This is a genomic window from Spiribacter aquaticus, from assembly GCF_007625215.1.
GTDB lineage: Bacteria > Pseudomonadota > Gammaproteobacteria > Nitrococcales > Nitrococcaceae > Spiribacter > Spiribacter roseus.
Genome location: NZ_VMKP01000002.1, coordinates 59,458 through 76,573, shown reverse-complemented (window position 1 = coordinate 76,573; position 17,116 = coordinate 59,458). Strand labels below are relative to the sequence as shown.

Sequence of the window (17,116 nt, the reverse complement as noted above, 5' to 3'; positions counted from 1 at the left end):
ACCGGAGAGACGATGATGAGTGAGCAGGGATTTCGGACCGAATCGGACAGCATGGGCGAGCTGCAGGTGCCCGCCGAGGCCCTTTATGGCGCCCAGACCCAGCGGGCCGTCGATAACTTCGCCATCAGCGGGCTGCCCATGCCGCGGCGGTTCATCCAGGCGCTGGGGCGGGTCAAGGCCTCGACCGCGCAGGCCAACCAGTCCCTGGGGGATCTTGATGCGGCCATCGCCGGGGCCATCACCCAGGCCGCGGAGCGCGTAGCCGAGGGCGAACACGACGCCCAGTTCCCGGTGGATGTGTTCCAGACCGGTTCCGGGACCAGCAGCAACATGAACGCCAACGAGGTGATCGCGCGCCTCGCCACCGAATCGCTGGGCTCGCCCGTGCACCCCAACGATCACGTCAACATGAGCCAGAGCAGCAATGACGTGATCCCCACCGCCATTCACGTCGCCGCCACCCTTGCCTGTGCCGAGGAGCTGCTGCCGGCGCTGGATCACCTGGCCGCGACGCTTGAGCGCCGCGCCGAAGACCTCAATGACGTGACCACCACCGGCCGCACGCATCTCATGGACGCCATGCCGGTGACACTCGGCCAGTCGATCGGCGGCTGGGCGTTTCAGATCCGTCAGGGTGAGGTGCGGATCCGTTCGGCGATGGAACGGGTGCGTGCCCTGGCCCAGGGCGGCACGGCGGTGGGCACGGGCATCAACGCCCGCCCGAAGTTTGCCGATGCGGTGGCGGCGGCGCTCACCGAGCGGAGCGGCGTCAGCTTTTACCCCACGCCCAACCGGTTCGAGGGCCTGAGCACCCAGGACGCCGCCGTGGAGCTCTCCGGGCAGCTCAAGACCGTGGCCGTCAGCCTGATGAAGATCAGCAACGACCTGCGCTGGATGAACTCCGGGCCACTGGCGGGACTGGGCGAGATCGCCCTGCCGGCGCTGCAGCCGGGCAGCAGCATCATGCCGGGCAAGGTCAATCCGGTGATCCCGGAGGCGGTCGCGCAGGTCTGCGCCCAGGTGATCGGTAACGACACCACCATCACCATTGCCGGCCAGTCGGGGAATTTCCAGCTCAATGTGATGCTGCCGGTGGTGGCCCATAATCTGCTCGAGAGCATCTCGCTGCTGGCCAATGCGTCCACTGCGCTGGCGGATCGGGCGGTGGCCGGATTCAGTGTCAATCGCGAGCGGCTTGAAGCGGCGCTCGGCCGCAACCCCATCCTGGTGACGGCGCTGAACACCGAGATTGGCTATGAACTGGGTGCGAAGATCGCCAAGCGCGCCTACGCCGAGGGTCGGCCGCTGATGGACCTTGCCCGGGAGATGACGGATCTCTCCGACGATGAGCTTGAACGGCTGCTCGATCCCCGGGCATTGACCGCCGGGGGCATCCCGGGCGCGGATTAAGGGCCGGGCGTCCTGTCGTAGCGGCTGAACGTCTGCGTGCAGCCGCCGGGGCCGTGGGCGTCGAGATGCATCGACGCCAACTGGAAATCGCCGGTCTCGGCCAGCAGATCGCCCTCGCAGAGGCTCGCGAACGGCTGGCCGCCGATCAGCCGATGCACGGTGGTCAGGAATAGCGAGTCGAGAAGATTCGCGCTCAGCAGGGTATGCAGGACGAACGGGCCGGCCACGGTGTAAATGCGCCGATAGGCCAGTGCCTGGAGGGCGGTGACCAGCGCGGCGCCGCCCGGGCGCGCGACATTTGGCAGAACGATCACTTCAGTGCCAGCCCGCTCATGGGCCTGCACGCGGCTGTCAGGCACGGATTCGCCGGTGATCACAATCACCCGTCGGCCCTGGTCGAGCAGACGCCTCGGAACGGCAAAATCGAGTCCGGCGCTGAGTACCGCGACGTCCGGCTGCGGAGCCAGCCCGTGGCGAACGCGCCAGGCGCGGATGTCGCTGAATGCGTCATCGATGCCGATGGGCAGGCTGTCCTGGGCGGTGCCGGCCTCGAGGTCGCGCAGATATCGGCCCGAGCTCAGCAGCAGGTCCGCCTGCCCGGCGAGCTCCTGGAACAGCCGCCAGTCCCGGGCATTGGCGATGCTCTCCGGCACCCCCTGGCCGCCTGTGTCTGCGGGGACGCTGATGCGCCCATCCAGGCTTGCGATGTAGTTGGCGTAGATGAACGGCCCATGACGACCGCGGTCGGGCAGGGCATGGTCCAGATAAAGGCCGGTGAGCGGGCGCGCCGTTCCGGGGTCGGGGTAACAGGCAGTAATGGGTGCGTTCATGCCCGCGGGACGATACGGCAAAGCCCTCAGGCGCGCTAGAATGGGGGCATGAGCCAGACCAAGCCCTTCGACCCGGATCCGGTCCTCAAGACCCTGCCAACGGCGCCCGGCGTCTATCGCATGTTCGATGACGCGGGGGCGGTGATTTACGTGGGCAAGGCCCGCAATCTCAAGCGCCGCGTGAGCAGCTACTTCCGCAAGGGCGCGCATAATGCCAAGACCCAGGCCCTGGTGGGGCAGGTGGCCGACCTTCAGGTGACCGTCACGCACACCGAGGCCGAGGCGCTCATCCTTGAGAACAACCTGATCAAGGAGCATCGGCCGCGCTACAACGTCCTGCTGCGTGACGACAAGACCTATCCGTTCATTTACCTCTCGACCCAGCAGGACTTCCCGCGTCTGGGTTTCCACCGCGGCCAGCGCCGCGGCGAGGGGCGCTATTTTGGCCCGTTTCCTTCCTCCGGTGCGGTGCGCGAGACCCTCAACCACCTGCAGAAGGTTTTCCCGGTGCGGCAGTGCCGTGACAGCTTCTACCGGCATCGCACGCGGCCCTGCCTGCAATACCAGATCGGCCGCTGTACGGCACCCTGCGTGGGCTATATCAGCGAGGAGGACTATGCGAACGATGTCCGCCACGTCGAGATGTTCCTCTCGGGGCAGAGCAACGAGGTGGTCGACGAACTGGTCCGCCGCATGGAGGCGGCGGCCGAGGATCAGGATTTTGAACAGGCGGCGCGGTTGCGCGACCGCATCACCAGCCTGCGGCGTATCCAGGAGCGCCAGTACGTCTCGGGGGCGCGCGGTGATGTCGACGTGATCGCCTGCCGGCTGCGCGAAAACCTGGCCTGTGTCCAGGTCTTCGTCATCCGTGACGGTCAGAATCTCGGTAATCAGACGTATTTTCCGCGCGTGCCCCCCGAGACGGGACCAGAGGAAATCCTCTATGGATTCATCGCGCGGCACTATCTGGGTCAGTCGCCGCCGGCGGAACTGCTGGTCAGCCATGAGCTTGAAGACGGCGAGGTGCTCGAAGAAGCGATGAGCAATGATGCCGGCCATCGGGTGCGGATCAGTGCCCGGCTGCGCGGCGAGCGGCGGCGCTGGATGGAGATGGCACAGCGCAACGCCGATCACGCCCTGAGTGCCCGCATGAGCGGCGAGGCGCTGATGGAGCGGCGCTTTGACGATATCCAGCAGGCGCTGTCGCTCGAGGCGATCCCCGAGCGCATCGAGTGCTTTGACATCAGTCATACCCGCGGCGAGGCCACCGTGGCGTCGTGCGTGGTCATGGGGCGCGAAGGGCCGATCAAGGACGACTATCGACGCTTCAACATTGACGGCATCACCGACGGTGACGACTACGCCGCCATGCACCAGGCACTGACCCGTCGCTTTCAGCGCCTGCGCGACGGCGAGGGCACCGCGCCCGATGTGCTGCTGATCGACGGTGGTCTGGGCCAGCTCCGGCAGGCCGAGGCGGTCCTTGAGGCGCTCGACATCGAGGGCGTCCTGGCGGTGGGGATCTCGAAGGGGCCACGCCGCAAGCCCGGCGAGGAAGTACTGCTGGTGTCGGGTCGATCGGCTGAGATCCGGCTTGCACCCGAGTCACCGGGGCTGCATCTTCTCCAGCAGGTCCGCGACGAGGCCCATCGGTTTGCCATCACCGGGCATCGCAACCGGCGTGGCAAGTCGCGTCAGCAGTCCAGTCTGGAGGAAATCCCGGGACTGGGCGCGAAGCGGCGTCAGGCACTGATGAAGCAGTTCGGCGGGCTGAAGGGCATCAAGCGCGCGGGGGTCGAGGACCTGAGTCGCGTGCAGGGCATCAGCACCGCGCTGGCGGAGCGGATCCACGGGCATTTGAATGGCTGACAATCAGGCGATGGTAGGCTCGCAATCATGGAAATGACGCTCCCTAATATCCTGACCTGGCTGCGGATCGTCATGATCCCGGTGCTGGGTCTGCTGTTCCTGCTGCCGGCCCCCTGGTCCAACGGCGCGGCCGCCTTCGTGTTCGCCCTTGCAAGCGTGACCGACTGGCTGGATGGCTTTCTGGCGCGGCGCTGGGACCAGGCATCGCCGTTTGGCGCATTCCTGGACCCGGTGGCCGATAAGCTGATCGTGGCGATCGCGCTGATCATCGTGCTCGTCGAGTCGCCCACCGCCCTTGTGGCCATCCCGGTGGCGGTGATCATCGGCCGCGAGATCGCCGTGTCGGCACTGCGCGAGTGGATGGCCGAGCTGGGCCAGCGCGCCAGCGTGGCGGTGGGCATGACCGGCAAGGTCAAGACGGCGCTGCAGATGATCGCTATCGTGTTCCTGCTTTATCGCCATCAGATCGAGGGCATCCCCACCTGGCCGGTGGGGCTCGTGATGCTTTATGCCGCCGCCGGGCTTACGCTGTACTCCATGGTGCTTTATCTGTCGGCGGCGCTGCGGACCCTCGACCGGGTCGAGCAGGGTTGACACATACAGCGCCCTGACTAGAATAACGGGCTGTGACGCGGGAATAGCTCAGCTGGTAGAGCACAACCTTGCCAAGGTTGGGGTCGCGAGTTCGAATCTCGTTTCCCGCTCCAAACAGGCGACCCCGACCGGTCACGGTCGGGGTTTTTTATGGCTAGGTGGCAGAATGGTGATGCAGCGGCCTGCAAAGCCGTGAACGCCGGTTCGATTCCGGCCCTAGCCTCCATCTATCCGCCCGGATGGCGGAACTGGTAGACGCACGGGACTTAAAATCCCGGGGCTTTGGCCGTGTGGGTTCGAGTCCCACTCCGGGCACCATCTCCATCAGCCGGAGCATGTAATGACCGCGCCCATCCTCATCACCGGTGCCAGTCAGCGTATCGGGCTTGCGTTCGCCAAGCACTGTCTCGAGCGCGACGTCCCGATCATCGCCACCTATCGCACCCATCGACCCGCGGTGGATGACCTGGTGCAGGCCGGCGCGACGTGCCTTCACGCCGACTTCGCGAGTAACGCCGGCGTCGACGCGTTCATTGATACCCTCAGGGCGCAGACCCCCACGCTGCGGGCGATCATCCACAATGCCTCGGACTGGCTTCCGGAGAGCCCGGATACGGATCCGGCGGATGTCATGGCGGCCATGATGCAGATCCACAGCACGACGCCCTACCGCATCAACCTGGCCTGCCGGGATCTGCTTGAGAACAGCGACACCCCCACCGATATCGTCCATATGACCGACTATGTGGTGGAAAAGGGCAGTGCCAAGCACATCGCCTATGCCGCCAGCAAAGCCGCGCTGGACAATCTGACCCTGTCCTTTGCCCGGCTGCTGTCACCCGGGGTCAAGGTCAACAGCATCGCCCCGTCGCTGATCATGTTCAACGAGGGCGACAGCGAGGCGTATCGCGAGAAAACCCTGAAGAAATCGCTGCTCGGAATCGCCCCGGGCGAGACGGCGGCGGTGCAGACCCTGCAGTTTCTGCTGGATAATCCGTACATCACCGGTCGGCGCATTGGCCTTGATGGGGGGCGGAACCTGGTCTGAGTCGACCGCCCCCGCGATCGTGCTAGCGTCTGGCGTTGTTCAACGTGATGGTCGAGGGCCAGATGCGACAGGTTAAGCTCGCCGTCGGTAAACCAGCGGTCGTGGCCCGCTTCGTCGCGGCCGAGGATGGTCTCGGGAAACCGGTACCAGTCGAGCTCGGCGGCCTGATCGCGCCAGAAGCCGGCGGGATCATCGATGGATCGCTGATAAATCGCTGCGTAATTCATGGGACTCTCCTCCCGGATTATTATTGTCGCGACGCGGTGTGCGCGCCGCTCAGATCACATACAGATCGACATACTCGTGCACCGGCATTGATTCGAGACGCGCCTGATCCAGCGAGACATCAAGGATGGCCCGCTGCTGACGGGCCGGGAAACGCCGCGCCAGATTGGTCCGGAACTTGTCCTCGAGCAGCGGGATGCCTTCTTCGCGCCGGCGCTTGTGGCCGATGGGGTATTCCACGACCTCCTCGTCAAGGACCGTGCCGTCATTGAGCTCGACGGTCAGGGCGTTGGGGATCGAGCGCTTGGCCGGGTCGTGATAGTCGGCGGTGAAACCGGCATCCTCAACGCAGACGATCTTCTCGCGCAGGGCGTCGATGCGCGGATCGGCGGCGGCACTGTCCTCGTAGTCGCGGGCGGTGAGATGACCGAAGATCAACGGCACGGCCACCATGTACTGCACGCAGTGATCGCGGTCCGCGGGGTTGTTGAGCGGCCCCTGCTTGTCGATGATGCGGATGCAGGCCTCGTGGGTGCGGATACTGATGCGCTTGATATCCGCCGCCGAGCGGCCCATTTCGGCCAGCCGGCGATGCAGCGTGACGGCCGCCTCCACCGCGGTCTGGGCGTGGAACTCCGCGGGAAAACTGATCTTGAAGAGCACGTTTTCCATGACATAGCTGCCATAGCCGCGCTGGAACGAGAACGGCTCGCCATTGAAGAGGACGTCATAGAACCCCCAGGTCGGCGCGCTCAGCGCAGTGGGATAGCCCATCTCGCCGGTTCTGGCCATCAACGCCAGGCGCACGCCGCGGGCGGTGGCATCACCGGCCGCCCAGGACTTCCGGCTGCCGGCGTTGGGATAGTGGCGGTAGGTGCGCAGCGATTGACCGTCCACCCAGGCCAGTGACACGGCGTTGAGGATCTCCTCGCGGGAGAGGCCCAGCATGTCGGCCACCACCGCCGTGGTCGCCACCTTGACCAGCACCACATGATCCAGGCCGACGCGGTTGAAAGAGTTCTCAAGCGCGATCACGCCCTGGATCTCGTGGGCCTTGACCATGGCGATCAGCACCTCGCGCATGGTCAGCGGTGCGCGGCCTTCGGCGACGGCCGTGCGCGACAGCCAGTCGGCGGTGGCGAGGATGCCGCCCAGATTATCCGAAGGGTGCCCCCACTCGGCGGCCAGCCAGGTGTCGTTGAAATCGAGCCAGCGGATGATGGCGCCGATATTGAACGCGCCCTGGACGGGATCGAGCTGGAACTGGGTGCCCGGTACCCGGGTGCCGTTGGGGACCGTGGTGCCGTACACGACGGGGCCCAGCAGCTTGGTGCAGGCCGGATACTCCAGTGCCTCAAGGCCGCAGCCGAGGGTGTCGATCAGGCAGTTGCGGGCGGTTTCAAGGGCCACATCGCGGTCGATGGGGTAGTCCCTGACATAGTCGACGATGTCAGTGAGGACGGTATCGGCGTTGTTCATGGGCTGTTCTCCGTGGGTCATGGATCAGTCGCGCGCATCCAGCGGCACGAATTTCAGATTGTCGGGGCCGATGTAGTTGGCACTCGGGCGGATGATCTTGTTGTCCTGGCGCTGCTCGATGACATGCGCCGCCCAGCCACTGGTGCGTGCGATGACGAACAGCGGGGTGAACAGGGCGGTGGGGACGTCCATGGCGTTGAAGGCCACCGCCGAGAACCAGTCCAGGTTGGGGAACATCTTCTTGGCGTCGGCCATCACCGACTCGATGCGCTCGGCCACCTGGAAAAGGCGGGTGTTGCCATTGCGGTCGGTGAGATCGCGGGCGATGCGCTTGATGACCTCGTTCCGCGGGTCGCTGATGGTGTAGACGGGATGACCGAAGCCGATGACCACCTCTTTGTTGGCGATGCGCTCGCGGATGTCGGCCTCGGCCTCATCGGCGCTGCGATAGCGCTGCTGGATCTCGAACGCCGCCTCGTTGGCGCCGCCATGCTTGGGCCCGCGCAGTGCGCCGATCGCCCCGGTCACCGCCGAGTACATGTCCGACCCGGTGCCCGCGACCACCCGGGCGGTGAACGTCGAGGCATTGAATTCGTGCTCCGCGTAGAGGGTGAGCGCGGTATGCATCGAGCGTTCCCAGGCCGCCGACGGCGCTTCGCCATGCAGGAGGTGCAGGAAATGGCCGCCAATGGAATCGTCATCGGTTTCCACATCAATGCGCCGGCCGTTGTGACTGAAGTGATACCAGTAGAGCAGGACCGAGCCCAGCGAGGCGAGCAGTCGATCGGCGATGGTGCGGGCACCCGCCTCGGCGTGGTCGTCTTTTTCGGGCAGGCAGCAACCGAGCAGGGACACACCGGTGCGCATGACGTCCATGGGATGGGTGGCGGCGGGGAGCTGCTCGAGGGCGGCCCTGACCGGCGCCGGCAGGCCCCGCAGGCGCCTGAGATCGGTCTTGTAGCGGCGCAGTTCGCCGGCATTGGGCAGATGCCCGTACACCAGCAGATAGGCGGTCTCCTCGAAATCGCAGCCCTCGGCGAGATCGAGAATGTCGTAGCCGCGGTAGTGCAGGTCATTGCCGGTCAGGCCGACGGTGCAGAGCGCGGTATTGCCGGCCGTGACACCGGAAAGGGCAACGGATTTCTTGGGCTTGGGGGCTGACGGGGTGTCACTCATTGTCCGTTCTCCATGCTGAACAGTTGATCGAGCTTCGCCTCATAGGCGTGATAGTCAAGAAATTCATACAGTTCCGCGCGGGTCTGCATGCGATCGACCACACCGGCCTGGGTGCCGTCGGCGCGCACACGGCGATAGACATCGAGTGCCGCGGCATTCATCGCCCGGAACGCCGAGAGCGGATAGAGCACCAGCCCCACGCCGGCACCGCCCAGCGCGTCGCGGTCGAACAGTGGCGTCGAACCAAACTCGGTGATATTGGCGAGCACCGGCACATCCACCGCCTGGCTGAAGGCGCGATACATGCCGAGCTCGGTGATGGCCTCGGGGAACAGCATATCGGCACCGGCTTCGATGTAGGCGCCGGCGCGGTCGACGGCGGCGTCCAGGCCCTCCACCGCGAGGGCATCGGTGCGGGCCATAATGACGAAGTCGGGATCGGTCCGGGCGTCCACCGCCGCTTTGATGCGATCGACCATCTCCTGCTTCGAGACAATGGCCTTACCCGGTCGGTGGCCGCAGCGCTTGGTCTGGACCTGGTCTTCGATATGGCAGGCGGCGGCCCGCGCCTTGATCAGCGAGCGCACCGTCCGGGCGATGTTGAACGCGCCGCCAAAGCCGGTATCCGCGTCCACCAACAGCGGGGTATCGACGGCATCGGTGATGCGATTGACGTCGGTGACGACATCGTCGAGCGTGGTGATGCCCAGATCCGGCAGGCCCATGGACCCGGCCGCCACACCGCCACCGGAGACATACAGGGCGTTATAGCCCACCTGGGTCGCCATGACCGCGTGATAGGCGTTGATGGCGCCGATGACCTGCAGGGGGTTTTCGTTTTCGACCGCGGCGCGAAAGCGCCGACCGGGCGACTCGGATGATGTCGACATGGCGGGGTCTCCTCCTCGTTGTTATTAAACTTACTGCAAGCCGCGTGCCAGCGCGCCGGGAATCGCCTGACATCGGGTCCAACGCGCGGTTTTCGCGGGCGTTGGGGGCGATTGGATGGGTTCGGCCCCGGCCCGCAGTGTTTCATTGCGTGTCGCAGTGAACTACCCTGAAACGAATAATGAAACGCTCGGGACCGGGCGATCGGGGAGGGGCGATGGCGGATCAATCAGTGCGGGGCGAGGATCGGCCGGTGATCCTTGCGGTGGGCTTCAGCCGCCTCAAGGAGGTGTTTCGGGTGATCGTCCCGAGTTACGCCGCGCAGGCCGATGTGCATATCGTCGATCGCGGTTTTGACGACGCGCTGGCCGAAATCCGCCGCTATCAACAGACCCGCGGCGTGGACGCGGTGGTGGCCGCGGGCTCGAACGGGGCGTTTCTGCGGCGGCACCTGGCCCTGCCGGTGATACTCGTGACCCTCACCGGCTTTGATGTGCTCAACGCACTGGCGACGGCGCGCCGATCGGCCCGCCGCATCGCCTTGATAAGCCATGGCACCACTCATCCTGAACTGATTGAATTCAAACAGCATTTTGGACTTGAACTGGAGCACTACGCCTACGAGACGGCCGCCGATGCCGAACGCCGCGTCAGTGCCCTGGCGGGCCGCGGGGTGGGGGCGATCATCGGACCGGGGCTGGTCACCGACCTGGCCGAACAGGCGGGCCTCGCGGGCATTTTCGTTTACTCGCGCGCCTCCGTGGAGCAGGCGCTCGACAGCGCCATTGAGATCAGCCGTATCGGGCGGATCGAGGCGGCGCGCCGTGAGCGTCTCGATACCATCCTCCAGCAGCTCGAGGAGGGCGTGGTGGCGGTGGACATGGATGAGCGGGTGCAGTCGTTCAATCCCGCCATGGCCCGGTTGCTGGGGGTGGATGCCGACGCGGTCGAGGGGCGGCGGCTGAGCCAGGTGGCAAGCCAGCTGGCCCTGCATGACACCCTGGCGCACGGGGTGACGGAGCTGGGGGGCGTCCAGCGCATCGGCAACCGGACCGTTGTCACCAACCGCATCCCGATCCGCGAGCAGGGTGTGCAGACCGGGGCGGTCGTCACGGTTCAGGACTCGGCGACCATCCAGCGGGTGGACCGGAGCCTGCGCTCCACCAACAAGCCCCGGCAGTTCGCCGCCCGCTACGAGCTCGACGGGATCATCGGCGACTCGCAGCCACTGCGCGAGGCGTGCACGCTGGCGGCCCAGTATGCCGCCACCGATACCACCGTGCTGATCCTCGGCGAAAGTGGCACCGGCAAGGAGCTGCTCGCCCAGGGCATCCACAACGCCAGTGCCCGGCGGGGGCATGCATTTGTCGCCCTCAACTGCGGGGCCTTCCCCGAGAGCCTGCTGGAGAGCGAACTGTTCGGGTTTGAGGAGGGCGCTTTCACCGGCTCGCGGCGCGGCGGCAAACCCGGGCTGTTTGAATCGGCCCACACCGGCACGATCTTTCTTGATGAGATCGGGGAGATGCCGCTTACGCTCCAGACCCGGCTATTGCGGGTCCTACAGGAACATGAGGTGATCCGGCTGGGCGCCACCCAACCGACACCGGTGGATGTGCGCGTCATTGCCGCCACCCATCGCGACCTGGCGGCCGCGGTGGCGGAGGGGGCCTTCCGGCAGGATCTCTACTACCGCATCAACATCCTGCGGCTCGACGTGCCGCCGCTGCGCGAGCGGCTTGATGATCTGCCCGCACTGGCGCGCAGCATTGCCGGCCGGGCACTTGCCCGCCAGGGCCGGACCAGCGCCATGCCGGCGATGCTCGAGCAGGTGATACCGTACTGCCGAGCCTATCACTGGCCGGGCAATATCCGCGAACTGGAAAACCTGATCGAGCGCCTGGCGATCTTTGCCCCGGGATTTGAATCCGGGCCCATGGATCAGCAGCGGCTCGAGCGCCTGGTCCCGGAGCTTTTCAGCGATACGACGCCGCCCCGGGCCGCCGTTGATGACATCGACGCGATCCATCGGGTGCTTGCCCAATGCGACGGCAATCGGAGTGCCGCCTGCCGTCAGCTGGGGATCAGCCGCAGTACGCTCTGGCGACGCCTGTCCGGCGCGTCATGAAAAGCGCTCGAAGGCCAGACTGGCGTTGGTACCACCAAACCCAAAGCTGTTGCTGACCACCCGGTCGAGGCGGCGATTCTCGAGGGTCTCGGTGACCACGGGGTAGTCGCCGGCCTCGGCGTCGAGGTGATCGACGTTGAGGGTCCCGGCGATGAAGCCGGCCTGCATCATCAGCAGCGAGTAGATGGCCTCCTGCACGCCGGCGGCCCCCAGGGAGTGACCCGTCAGCGACTTGGTGGAGCTCACCGGCGGGCGCTCGGCGCCGAAGACCGCTTCCAGCGCCCGCAGCTCGGTGATGTCCCCGGCCGGGGTGCTGGTGCCGTGGGCGTTGACGTAATCCACGGGCCGGTCCGCATTGATGCCCGCCATCTCCAGTGTCTGACCCAGGCAGCGTTCGGCGCCTTCGCCGGAGGGCGCCACCATGTCATAGCCATCCGAAGTGGCGGCGTAGCCCACCAGCTCGGCAAGGATCGGGGCGCCGCGCGCCTCGGCATGCTCGAGCGATTCGAGCACCAGCATGCCGCCCCCGCCGGCGATCACGAACCCATCGCGATCCCGGTCGAAGGGCCGCGAGGCACGCTCAGGGGTGTCGTTGTAGCCGGTGGACAGCGCGCCCATGGCATCGAACAGCATGGTCAGCGACCAGTGCTCTTCCTCGCCCCCGCCGGCGAACATGACGTCCTGCTTGCCAAGCTGGATCTGCTCCATGGCTGCGCCGATGCAGTGGGCGCTGGTCGCGCAGGCCGAGGAGATGCTGTAGTTGATGCCCTTGATGGCGAACGGCGTCGCCAGACAGGCGGAGGTCGTGCTGCCCATGACCTTGGGCACGGCGAAGGCGCCGATCTTGCGCACGCCACGCTCGCGCAGGATATCCGCCGAGCGCACGACGTTTTCCGTGGAAGCACCGCCGGAGCCGACGATCAGGCCGGTGCGCGGGTTCGACACCACCGAGTCGGGCAGTTCGGCCTGATCGATGGCCTGCTGCATGGCGACATAGGCGAAGCCCGCGGCATCGCCCATGAAGCGCCGCGCGCGCCGTGGGATGGCGGCCTCCAGATCGATATCAGGCTGCCCCGCGATCTGGCTGCGCAGGCCACGCTCGGCGTATTCATCACTGAAACGGATCCCCGAGCGCCCGTTTCGCAGGGCCTCGGTGACGGTTGCCGCATCGTTGCCCAGGCAAGAGACGATGCCCATGCCGGTGACTACCACTCGCCGCACGTTTCGACTCCCTTAGAGATTGCTCTGCGGATTCTGGAACAGACCGACGCGCAGGTCCATGGCGCGGTAGATCTCCTCGCCATCAACGGTCACAAAGCCATCGGCGATGCCCATGTTGAGCCGCCGCCGGATGATGCGTTTGACGTCAAGCCGGTAGTGGACCAGCGCGTTGTCCGGCAGGATCTGGCCGGTGAACTTCACCTCGCCGCAGCCCAATGCCCGGCCTTTGCCCTCGCCGCCGATCCAGCCCAGGTAAAAGCCCAGCAGCTGCCAGAGCGCATCCAGGCCGAGGCAGCCCGGCATGACCGGATCGCCGGGGAAGTGGCAGCCGAAAAACCATAGATCGGGCTTGACGGCCAGTTCGGCCTCGACCTGGCCCTTTTCATAACCACCGCCGTGATCATCGATGTGCGTGATCGCATCGAACATGAGCATGTTCGGGACCGGCAGCTGCGGGTTGCCCGGGCCAAACAGCTCGCCGTGGCCGCAGGCAAGGAGTTCATCGTAGCTATAACTGGATTTCTGATTCATGAATATCCGCAAGCCGCAGCTTCGGTGACATGGCCCTGACATGTCGAAGCGCGGCGGCGTTGGGGAAAGGGCTGTTCCAGCCGCCTGACACTACTCACTGGTGGCCGGACTCGCAACCGTGCGATCACGCCAATCGTGAATCCGCTGACGGATGCCGTCGGTATCCAACCCCACCAGCGCGAGCTGCTCATCACGCTCGCCATGATCGACGAAGTGATCGGCGAGACCGATCTGCAGCAGGCGAGGCCTGAGGTCCAGGCGCGCCAGCGTCTCGGCGACGGCCGAGCCGGCGCCACCGGCCACCATGTTCTCCTCGAGGATCACGATGGCGTCGTGGGTTTCGGCCATTTCGCGGATGCACGCCTCATCCAGCGGTTTGACGAAGCGCATGTTGACCAGCGTGGCATCGAGCTCTTCAGCCACCGTCTCTGCCGGGGCCACCATCGTGCCGAAGGCGAGCAGGGCGATGCCCTGACCCCAGCGCCGGATCTGCGCCTGCCCCACCGGCAGGGTCTCGAGGGTGGTCTCGGGGACTGTGCCCGGGCCACGTCCGCGCGGGTAGCGCACCGAGGCCGGGCCTTCGATGGCCAGGGCCGTGGAGAGCATCTGCCGGCACTCGCGCTCGTCCGCCGGTGCCATAACGGTGACATTGGGCAGGCAGCGCATGTAGCTGAAGTCGAACATGCCGTGATGGGTGGCCCCGTCGGCGCCCACCAATCCGGCCCGATCCAGGGCAAAGACCACCGGCAGGTTCTGCAGCGCGATGTCGTGAATCAGCTGATCATAACCGCGCTGGAGGAAGGTCGAGTAGATGGCGAGCACCGGCTTCTCGCCCTCGCAGGCCAGCCCGCCACATAGCGTCACGGCGTGCTGCTCGGCAATTGCGGTGTCGAGATAACGATCGGGGAAGCGCTCGGCGAAGGCCACCAGCCCGGAGCCCTCGCGCATGGCGGGGGTTACGCCCCACAGCCGCGGCTCCTGTTCGGCCATGTCGCAGAGCCACTGGCTGAACACATCGGTGTAGGTGAGCGGCGCGGCCTCGGTGGCGGCCTTGAGACCGGCGGCCGGGTCGAATGCCTTCACGCCATGGTAGGCAATGGGATTGGCTTCGGCCTTGGCGTAGCCCTTGCCCTTGCGGGTCACGCAGTGAAGGATGCGCGGGCCGTCCATCTCACGCAGCCGGCCGAGGACGGTGACCAGTTCGTCGACATCGTGACCGTCCACCGGTCCGAAGTACTGAAAGCCGAGCTCTTCGAAGAACGTGCCGGGCACCAGCATGCCTTTGACGTGCTCCTCCGCGAGTTTGGCGAAGTCGCGCATCGGACCCGGCATGCGCTCGAGCACATTCTTGGCCTCGGCGCGCATGTTGCCGTACACCCCCCCGGCGAGCAGTCGCGCGAAGGTCTTGTTGAGCGCGCCGACGTTCTCCGAGATGGACATCTCATTGTCGTTGAGCACCACCAGCAGATCGGGGCGCACGTCGCCGGCATGGTTGAGGGCCTCGAACGCCTCGCCGGCGGTCAGGCCGCCATCGCCGATCACCGCACAGGTCTTGCGCCCGTCATCGCGGTTGCGGCTGCCAAGGGCCATGCCGAGGGCCGCGCTGATCGCGGTGCTGGAATGCCCGACACCAAACGTGTCGTAGGGGCTCTCATCGCGCACCGGAAAACCGGCGGGCCCGTCGATCTTTCGCACCCGGCTGATCTCCTGCCGCCGGCCGGTGAGGATCTTGTGGGGATAGCACTGATGCCCGACATCCCAGACCAGCCGGTCATAGGGGGTGTTGAGCACATAGTGCAGGGCGACGGTGAGCTCCACCGCCCCCAGACCGGCGGCGAGGTGACCACCCGAGCGCGCCACGCTGTTGAGCAGGTAATCCCTTAACTGCTCGCTCAGGCGCGGCAGCTGCGTCTGGGGCAGCTCGCGCAGATGGGCCGGCTCATCAATCCCTTCCAGCAGCGGGTAAGCACTCATGTCCATGGGCTCTCCTCGAGATAGTCTTCCAGCTCGGCACTGGCGGGTAGTTCTTTTTCATTGACCAGCTGACCGCGCACCGATATCCCCGCAGCATGCACGGTTTCTGGGTCGCCTGAGACCAGCGGGTGCCACCAGTCCAGGTCCTCGCCGTGGTAAAGCCGGCGATAGGCGCAGGTTGTGGGCAGCCACTCGTAGGCTGCCACCTTGGCAAGCGTCAGCTGTATGCAGTCCGGAACCGTTGCGTGGCGATCGGCGTAATCACTGCACTGACAACTGTGAGAGTCAAGCAGCTGACAGGCCACCCGGGTGGGGTAGACCTCGCCCGAATCGGCGTCCTCCAGCTTATGGCGGCAGCACTGCCCGCAACCGTCGCAGAGGGCCTCCCACTCGGGCCAGGACATCTCGGCGAGGGACTTGCGCTGCCAGAACGGTGTTGTGAACACTGTCATTCCTTGAGTGTACCGCGACTGGCCCGGCGACGGCGATGCCAGCCACCGCACCAATGCAGCCCCAGGGGTGGCGGCGTCATCCTAATGTGATTATGCTCCAGCCAACGGCAGTTATGAGTGGAATTCCGCATTTGGCCGATTGGATGGGAATTATGAGAACGACAAGGACGGTGGGCCGGGCATTTGCGTTGGTCCCATTATTAACGGCGTGCGTCACGCTCGCCGGGGGCAACCCCGACGACGTCGCCGAGCCGTCTTCAGGGATGACAGCCGAGACGCGGATGGATAGGGAGACGACGTCTGAGGCCTCGCAGACTGCCCAGCCCGCGGCAGGCGATAGTGGCTCGGTGAGCTCCCGCGCTGATGGCCCTCTACAAAATGTGCCCCTGGTCATTGACCTATCCGACCTCAGCGACCCGGATGGGCTCGGCACCCCATCGATCCAGTGGCAGGCCTTTAATGCGGAGCGGGGTAGCTGGCGGAAAATCGATGGCGCTACGCGCCAGACCTTCACCCCCCGCCAAACCCATGTGGGCAGCCGCCTGCGCGTCATGATCGAGTACGTTGATGGCGGCGGTACGCTCGAATCGATCACTACCCAGCCCACCTCACCGGTCCGTAACGTAAACGACGTGCCGACCGGGCAACTGCAGCTGCGGGGCATTCAGGCGCAGAATGAGACCTTGCGCGCCGACATCAGCGCGATCCGTGACGTTGATGGGATTGGTCCGCTGAATTACCGCTGGGAAATTTCCAGCGACGGCAGCACGTGGCAGCGCTACCGGGGGAATGACTGGCGGGGCGACACCATTACGCTGACCCAGGACGAGGTTGGTCGGTACCTGCGTGCAGTCGTCAGCTATGTCGACGGTTTCGGCGCCGAAGAGCGCATCGAGAGCGCGGCCACTGACCCGATTCGAAACGTCAATGATCCGGTCCAAGGCGAACTTTTGATTGACGGACCCACCCGGGTCGGAGACACGTTGCGTGCCGACACCAGTCGCATCAGCGATCGCGACGGTATCGCTGACATCTCATTGGTCTGGGAGGCCTCGGAAGACGGTCGAACATGGCGTCAGGCGGCGGAATCAGCGACGCGCTCGCTGCCCCTTGATCGACAGCTTGCGGGTCAGCAGATCCGGGCGCGCGCCAACGTTGTCGATGACTTCGGCAATACCGGCACGGTTCTCTCGAGCACCGTCGGCCCCGTTGAAGCAGTCAATCGAGCCCCCTCGGGGGATCTGGAAATCCGCTCGCTCGACTAGCCGAACGCAATCCGATCTTTTGAGGCGCA

General features: G+C 65.6%; 14 protein-coding genes, 3 tRNA genes and 1 pseudogene. 9 read left to right on the top strand and 9 right to left on the bottom strand.

From position 1 onward, the window contains the following. The first annotated feature begins 15 nt into the window (after positions 1-15). Positions 16-1,410 carry a class II fumarate hydratase gene (locus tag FPL11_RS03675; RefSeq protein WP_144347418.1) on the top strand — a complete coding sequence of 465 codons (1,395 nt, stop codon included), beginning with the start codon at positions 16-18 and terminating at the stop codon, positions 1,408-1,410. Here the strand turns inward: FPL11_RS03675 and FPL11_RS03670 are convergent. Beyond that, positions 1,407-2,240, bottom strand: coding sequence for a RibD family protein (locus tag FPL11_RS03670; RefSeq protein ID WP_144347416.1), 834 nt, complete (start codon positions 2,238-2,240; stop codon positions 1,407-1,409). The genes FPL11_RS03675 and FPL11_RS03670 overlap by 4 nt on opposite strands. A gap of 48 nt (positions 2,241-2,288) precedes the next feature. Here FPL11_RS03670 and uvrC point away from each other — a divergent pair, with 48 nt between their 5' ends. The 6 genes from uvrC to folM all read left to right on the top strand — a co-directional run bounded on the left by uvrC (position 2,289) and on the right by folM (position 5,751). After that, entirely contained in the window at positions 2,289-4,109 is a 1,821-nt protein-coding gene (gene uvrC, locus FPL11_RS03665; protein ID WP_144347414.1) for an excinuclease ABC subunit UvrC, read from the top strand. A gap of 27 nt (positions 4,110-4,136) precedes the next feature. Then, positions 4,137-4,703, top strand: coding sequence for a CDP-diacylglycerol--glycerol-3-phosphate 3-phosphatidyltransferase (pgsA, locus tag FPL11_RS03660; RefSeq protein WP_144347412.1), 567 nt, complete (start codon positions 4,137-4,139; stop codon positions 4,701-4,703). A 37-nt stretch (positions 4,704-4,740) separates the two neighbouring features. After that, positions 4,741-4,816, top strand: a tRNA-Gly gene (locus FPL11_RS03655). 39 nt (positions 4,817-4,855) lie between these two features. After that, positions 4,856-4,929, top strand: a tRNA-Cys gene (locus FPL11_RS03650). 7 nt (positions 4,930-4,936) lie between these two features. Next, positions 4,937-5,021, top strand: a tRNA-Leu gene (locus FPL11_RS03645). Positions 5,022-5,043: 22 nt separating this feature from the next. Then, positions 5,044-5,751 (top strand): dihydromonapterin reductase, encoded by a 708-nt coding sequence (gene folM / locus FPL11_RS03640; RefSeq protein ID WP_144347410.1) that lies wholly within the window; start codon positions 5,044-5,046, stop codon positions 5,749-5,751. Between the two features lie 119 nt (positions 5,752-5,870). Here folM and FPL11_RS10180 read toward each other — a convergent pair. The 4 genes and pseudogenes from FPL11_RS10180 to prpB all read right to left on the bottom strand — a co-directional run. After that, a pseudogene (locus tag FPL11_RS10180) lies at positions 5,871-5,978 on the bottom strand (acetyl-coenzyme A synthetase N-terminal domain-containing protein); the annotation flags it as partial. A gap of 49 nt (positions 5,979-6,027) precedes the next feature. Continuing rightward, positions 6,028-7,455, bottom strand: a complete 1,428-nt coding sequence (locus tag FPL11_RS03630) for a bifunctional 2-methylcitrate dehydratase/aconitate hydratase (protein WP_069134429.1) — start codon at positions 7,453-7,455, stop codon at positions 6,028-6,030. 24 nt (positions 7,456-7,479) lie between these two features. After that, complete coding sequence (prpC, locus tag FPL11_RS03625) at positions 7,480-8,631, bottom strand: bifunctional 2-methylcitrate synthase/citrate synthase (protein WP_144347389.1); 1,152 nt, start codon at positions 8,629-8,631, stop codon at positions 7,480-7,482. Further along, on the bottom strand, positions 8,628-9,521 hold the full coding sequence (prpB, locus tag FPL11_RS03620; RefSeq protein WP_144347387.1) for a methylisocitrate lyase: 894 nt from the start codon (positions 9,519-9,521) through the stop codon (positions 8,628-8,630). Before prpB ends, prpC begins: the two co-directional genes overlap by 4 nt. 215 nt (positions 9,522-9,736) lie before the next feature. Between prpB and prpR the strand changes: the two genes are divergently transcribed. Next, the gene (gene prpR, locus FPL11_RS03615) at positions 9,737-11,644 is read left to right on the top strand and encodes a propionate catabolism operon regulatory protein PrpR (RefSeq protein WP_144347385.1); all 1,908 of its coding nucleotides are present in this window, start codon (positions 9,737-9,739) and stop codon (positions 11,642-11,644) included. On the opposite strand, the gene fabB is transcribed toward prpR, so the two are convergent. The 4 genes from fabB to FPL11_RS03595 all read right to left on the bottom strand — a co-directional run bounded on the left by fabB (position 11,639) and on the right by FPL11_RS03595 (position 15,822). Beyond that, entirely contained in the window at positions 11,639-12,865 is a 1,227-nt protein-coding gene (fabB, locus tag FPL11_RS03610; RefSeq protein ID WP_144347383.1) for a beta-ketoacyl-ACP synthase I, read from the bottom strand. The genes prpR and fabB overlap by 6 nt on opposite strands. A 12-nt stretch (positions 12,866-12,877) precedes the next feature. After that, positions 12,878-13,396 carry a bifunctional 3-hydroxydecanoyl-ACP dehydratase/trans-2-decenoyl-ACP isomerase gene (gene fabA / locus FPL11_RS03605; RefSeq protein WP_069134433.1) on the bottom strand — a complete coding sequence of 173 codons (519 nt, stop codon included), beginning with the start codon at positions 13,394-13,396 and terminating at the stop codon, positions 12,878-12,880. A 90-nt stretch (positions 13,397-13,486) separates the two neighbouring features. Next, positions 13,487-15,376, bottom strand: a complete 1,890-nt coding sequence (gene dxs / locus FPL11_RS03600) for a 1-deoxy-D-xylulose-5-phosphate synthase (RefSeq protein WP_200833588.1) — start codon at positions 15,374-15,376, stop codon at positions 13,487-13,489. Continuing rightward, a complete protein-coding gene (locus tag FPL11_RS03595; protein WP_200833589.1) occupies positions 15,367-15,822 on the bottom strand; it encodes a YcgN family cysteine cluster protein in 456 nt (151 codons plus the stop codon). The genes dxs and FPL11_RS03595 overlap by 10 nt, the downstream gene beginning before the upstream one ends. A 380-nt stretch (positions 15,823-16,202) precedes the next feature. On the opposite strand from FPL11_RS03595, the gene FPL11_RS03590 reads away from it, so the two are divergent. Next, positions 16,203-17,087, top strand: coding sequence for a hypothetical protein (locus FPL11_RS03590; RefSeq protein WP_144347379.1), 885 nt, complete (start codon positions 16,203-16,205; stop codon positions 17,085-17,087). Positions 17,088-17,116 lie beyond the last annotated feature (29 nt).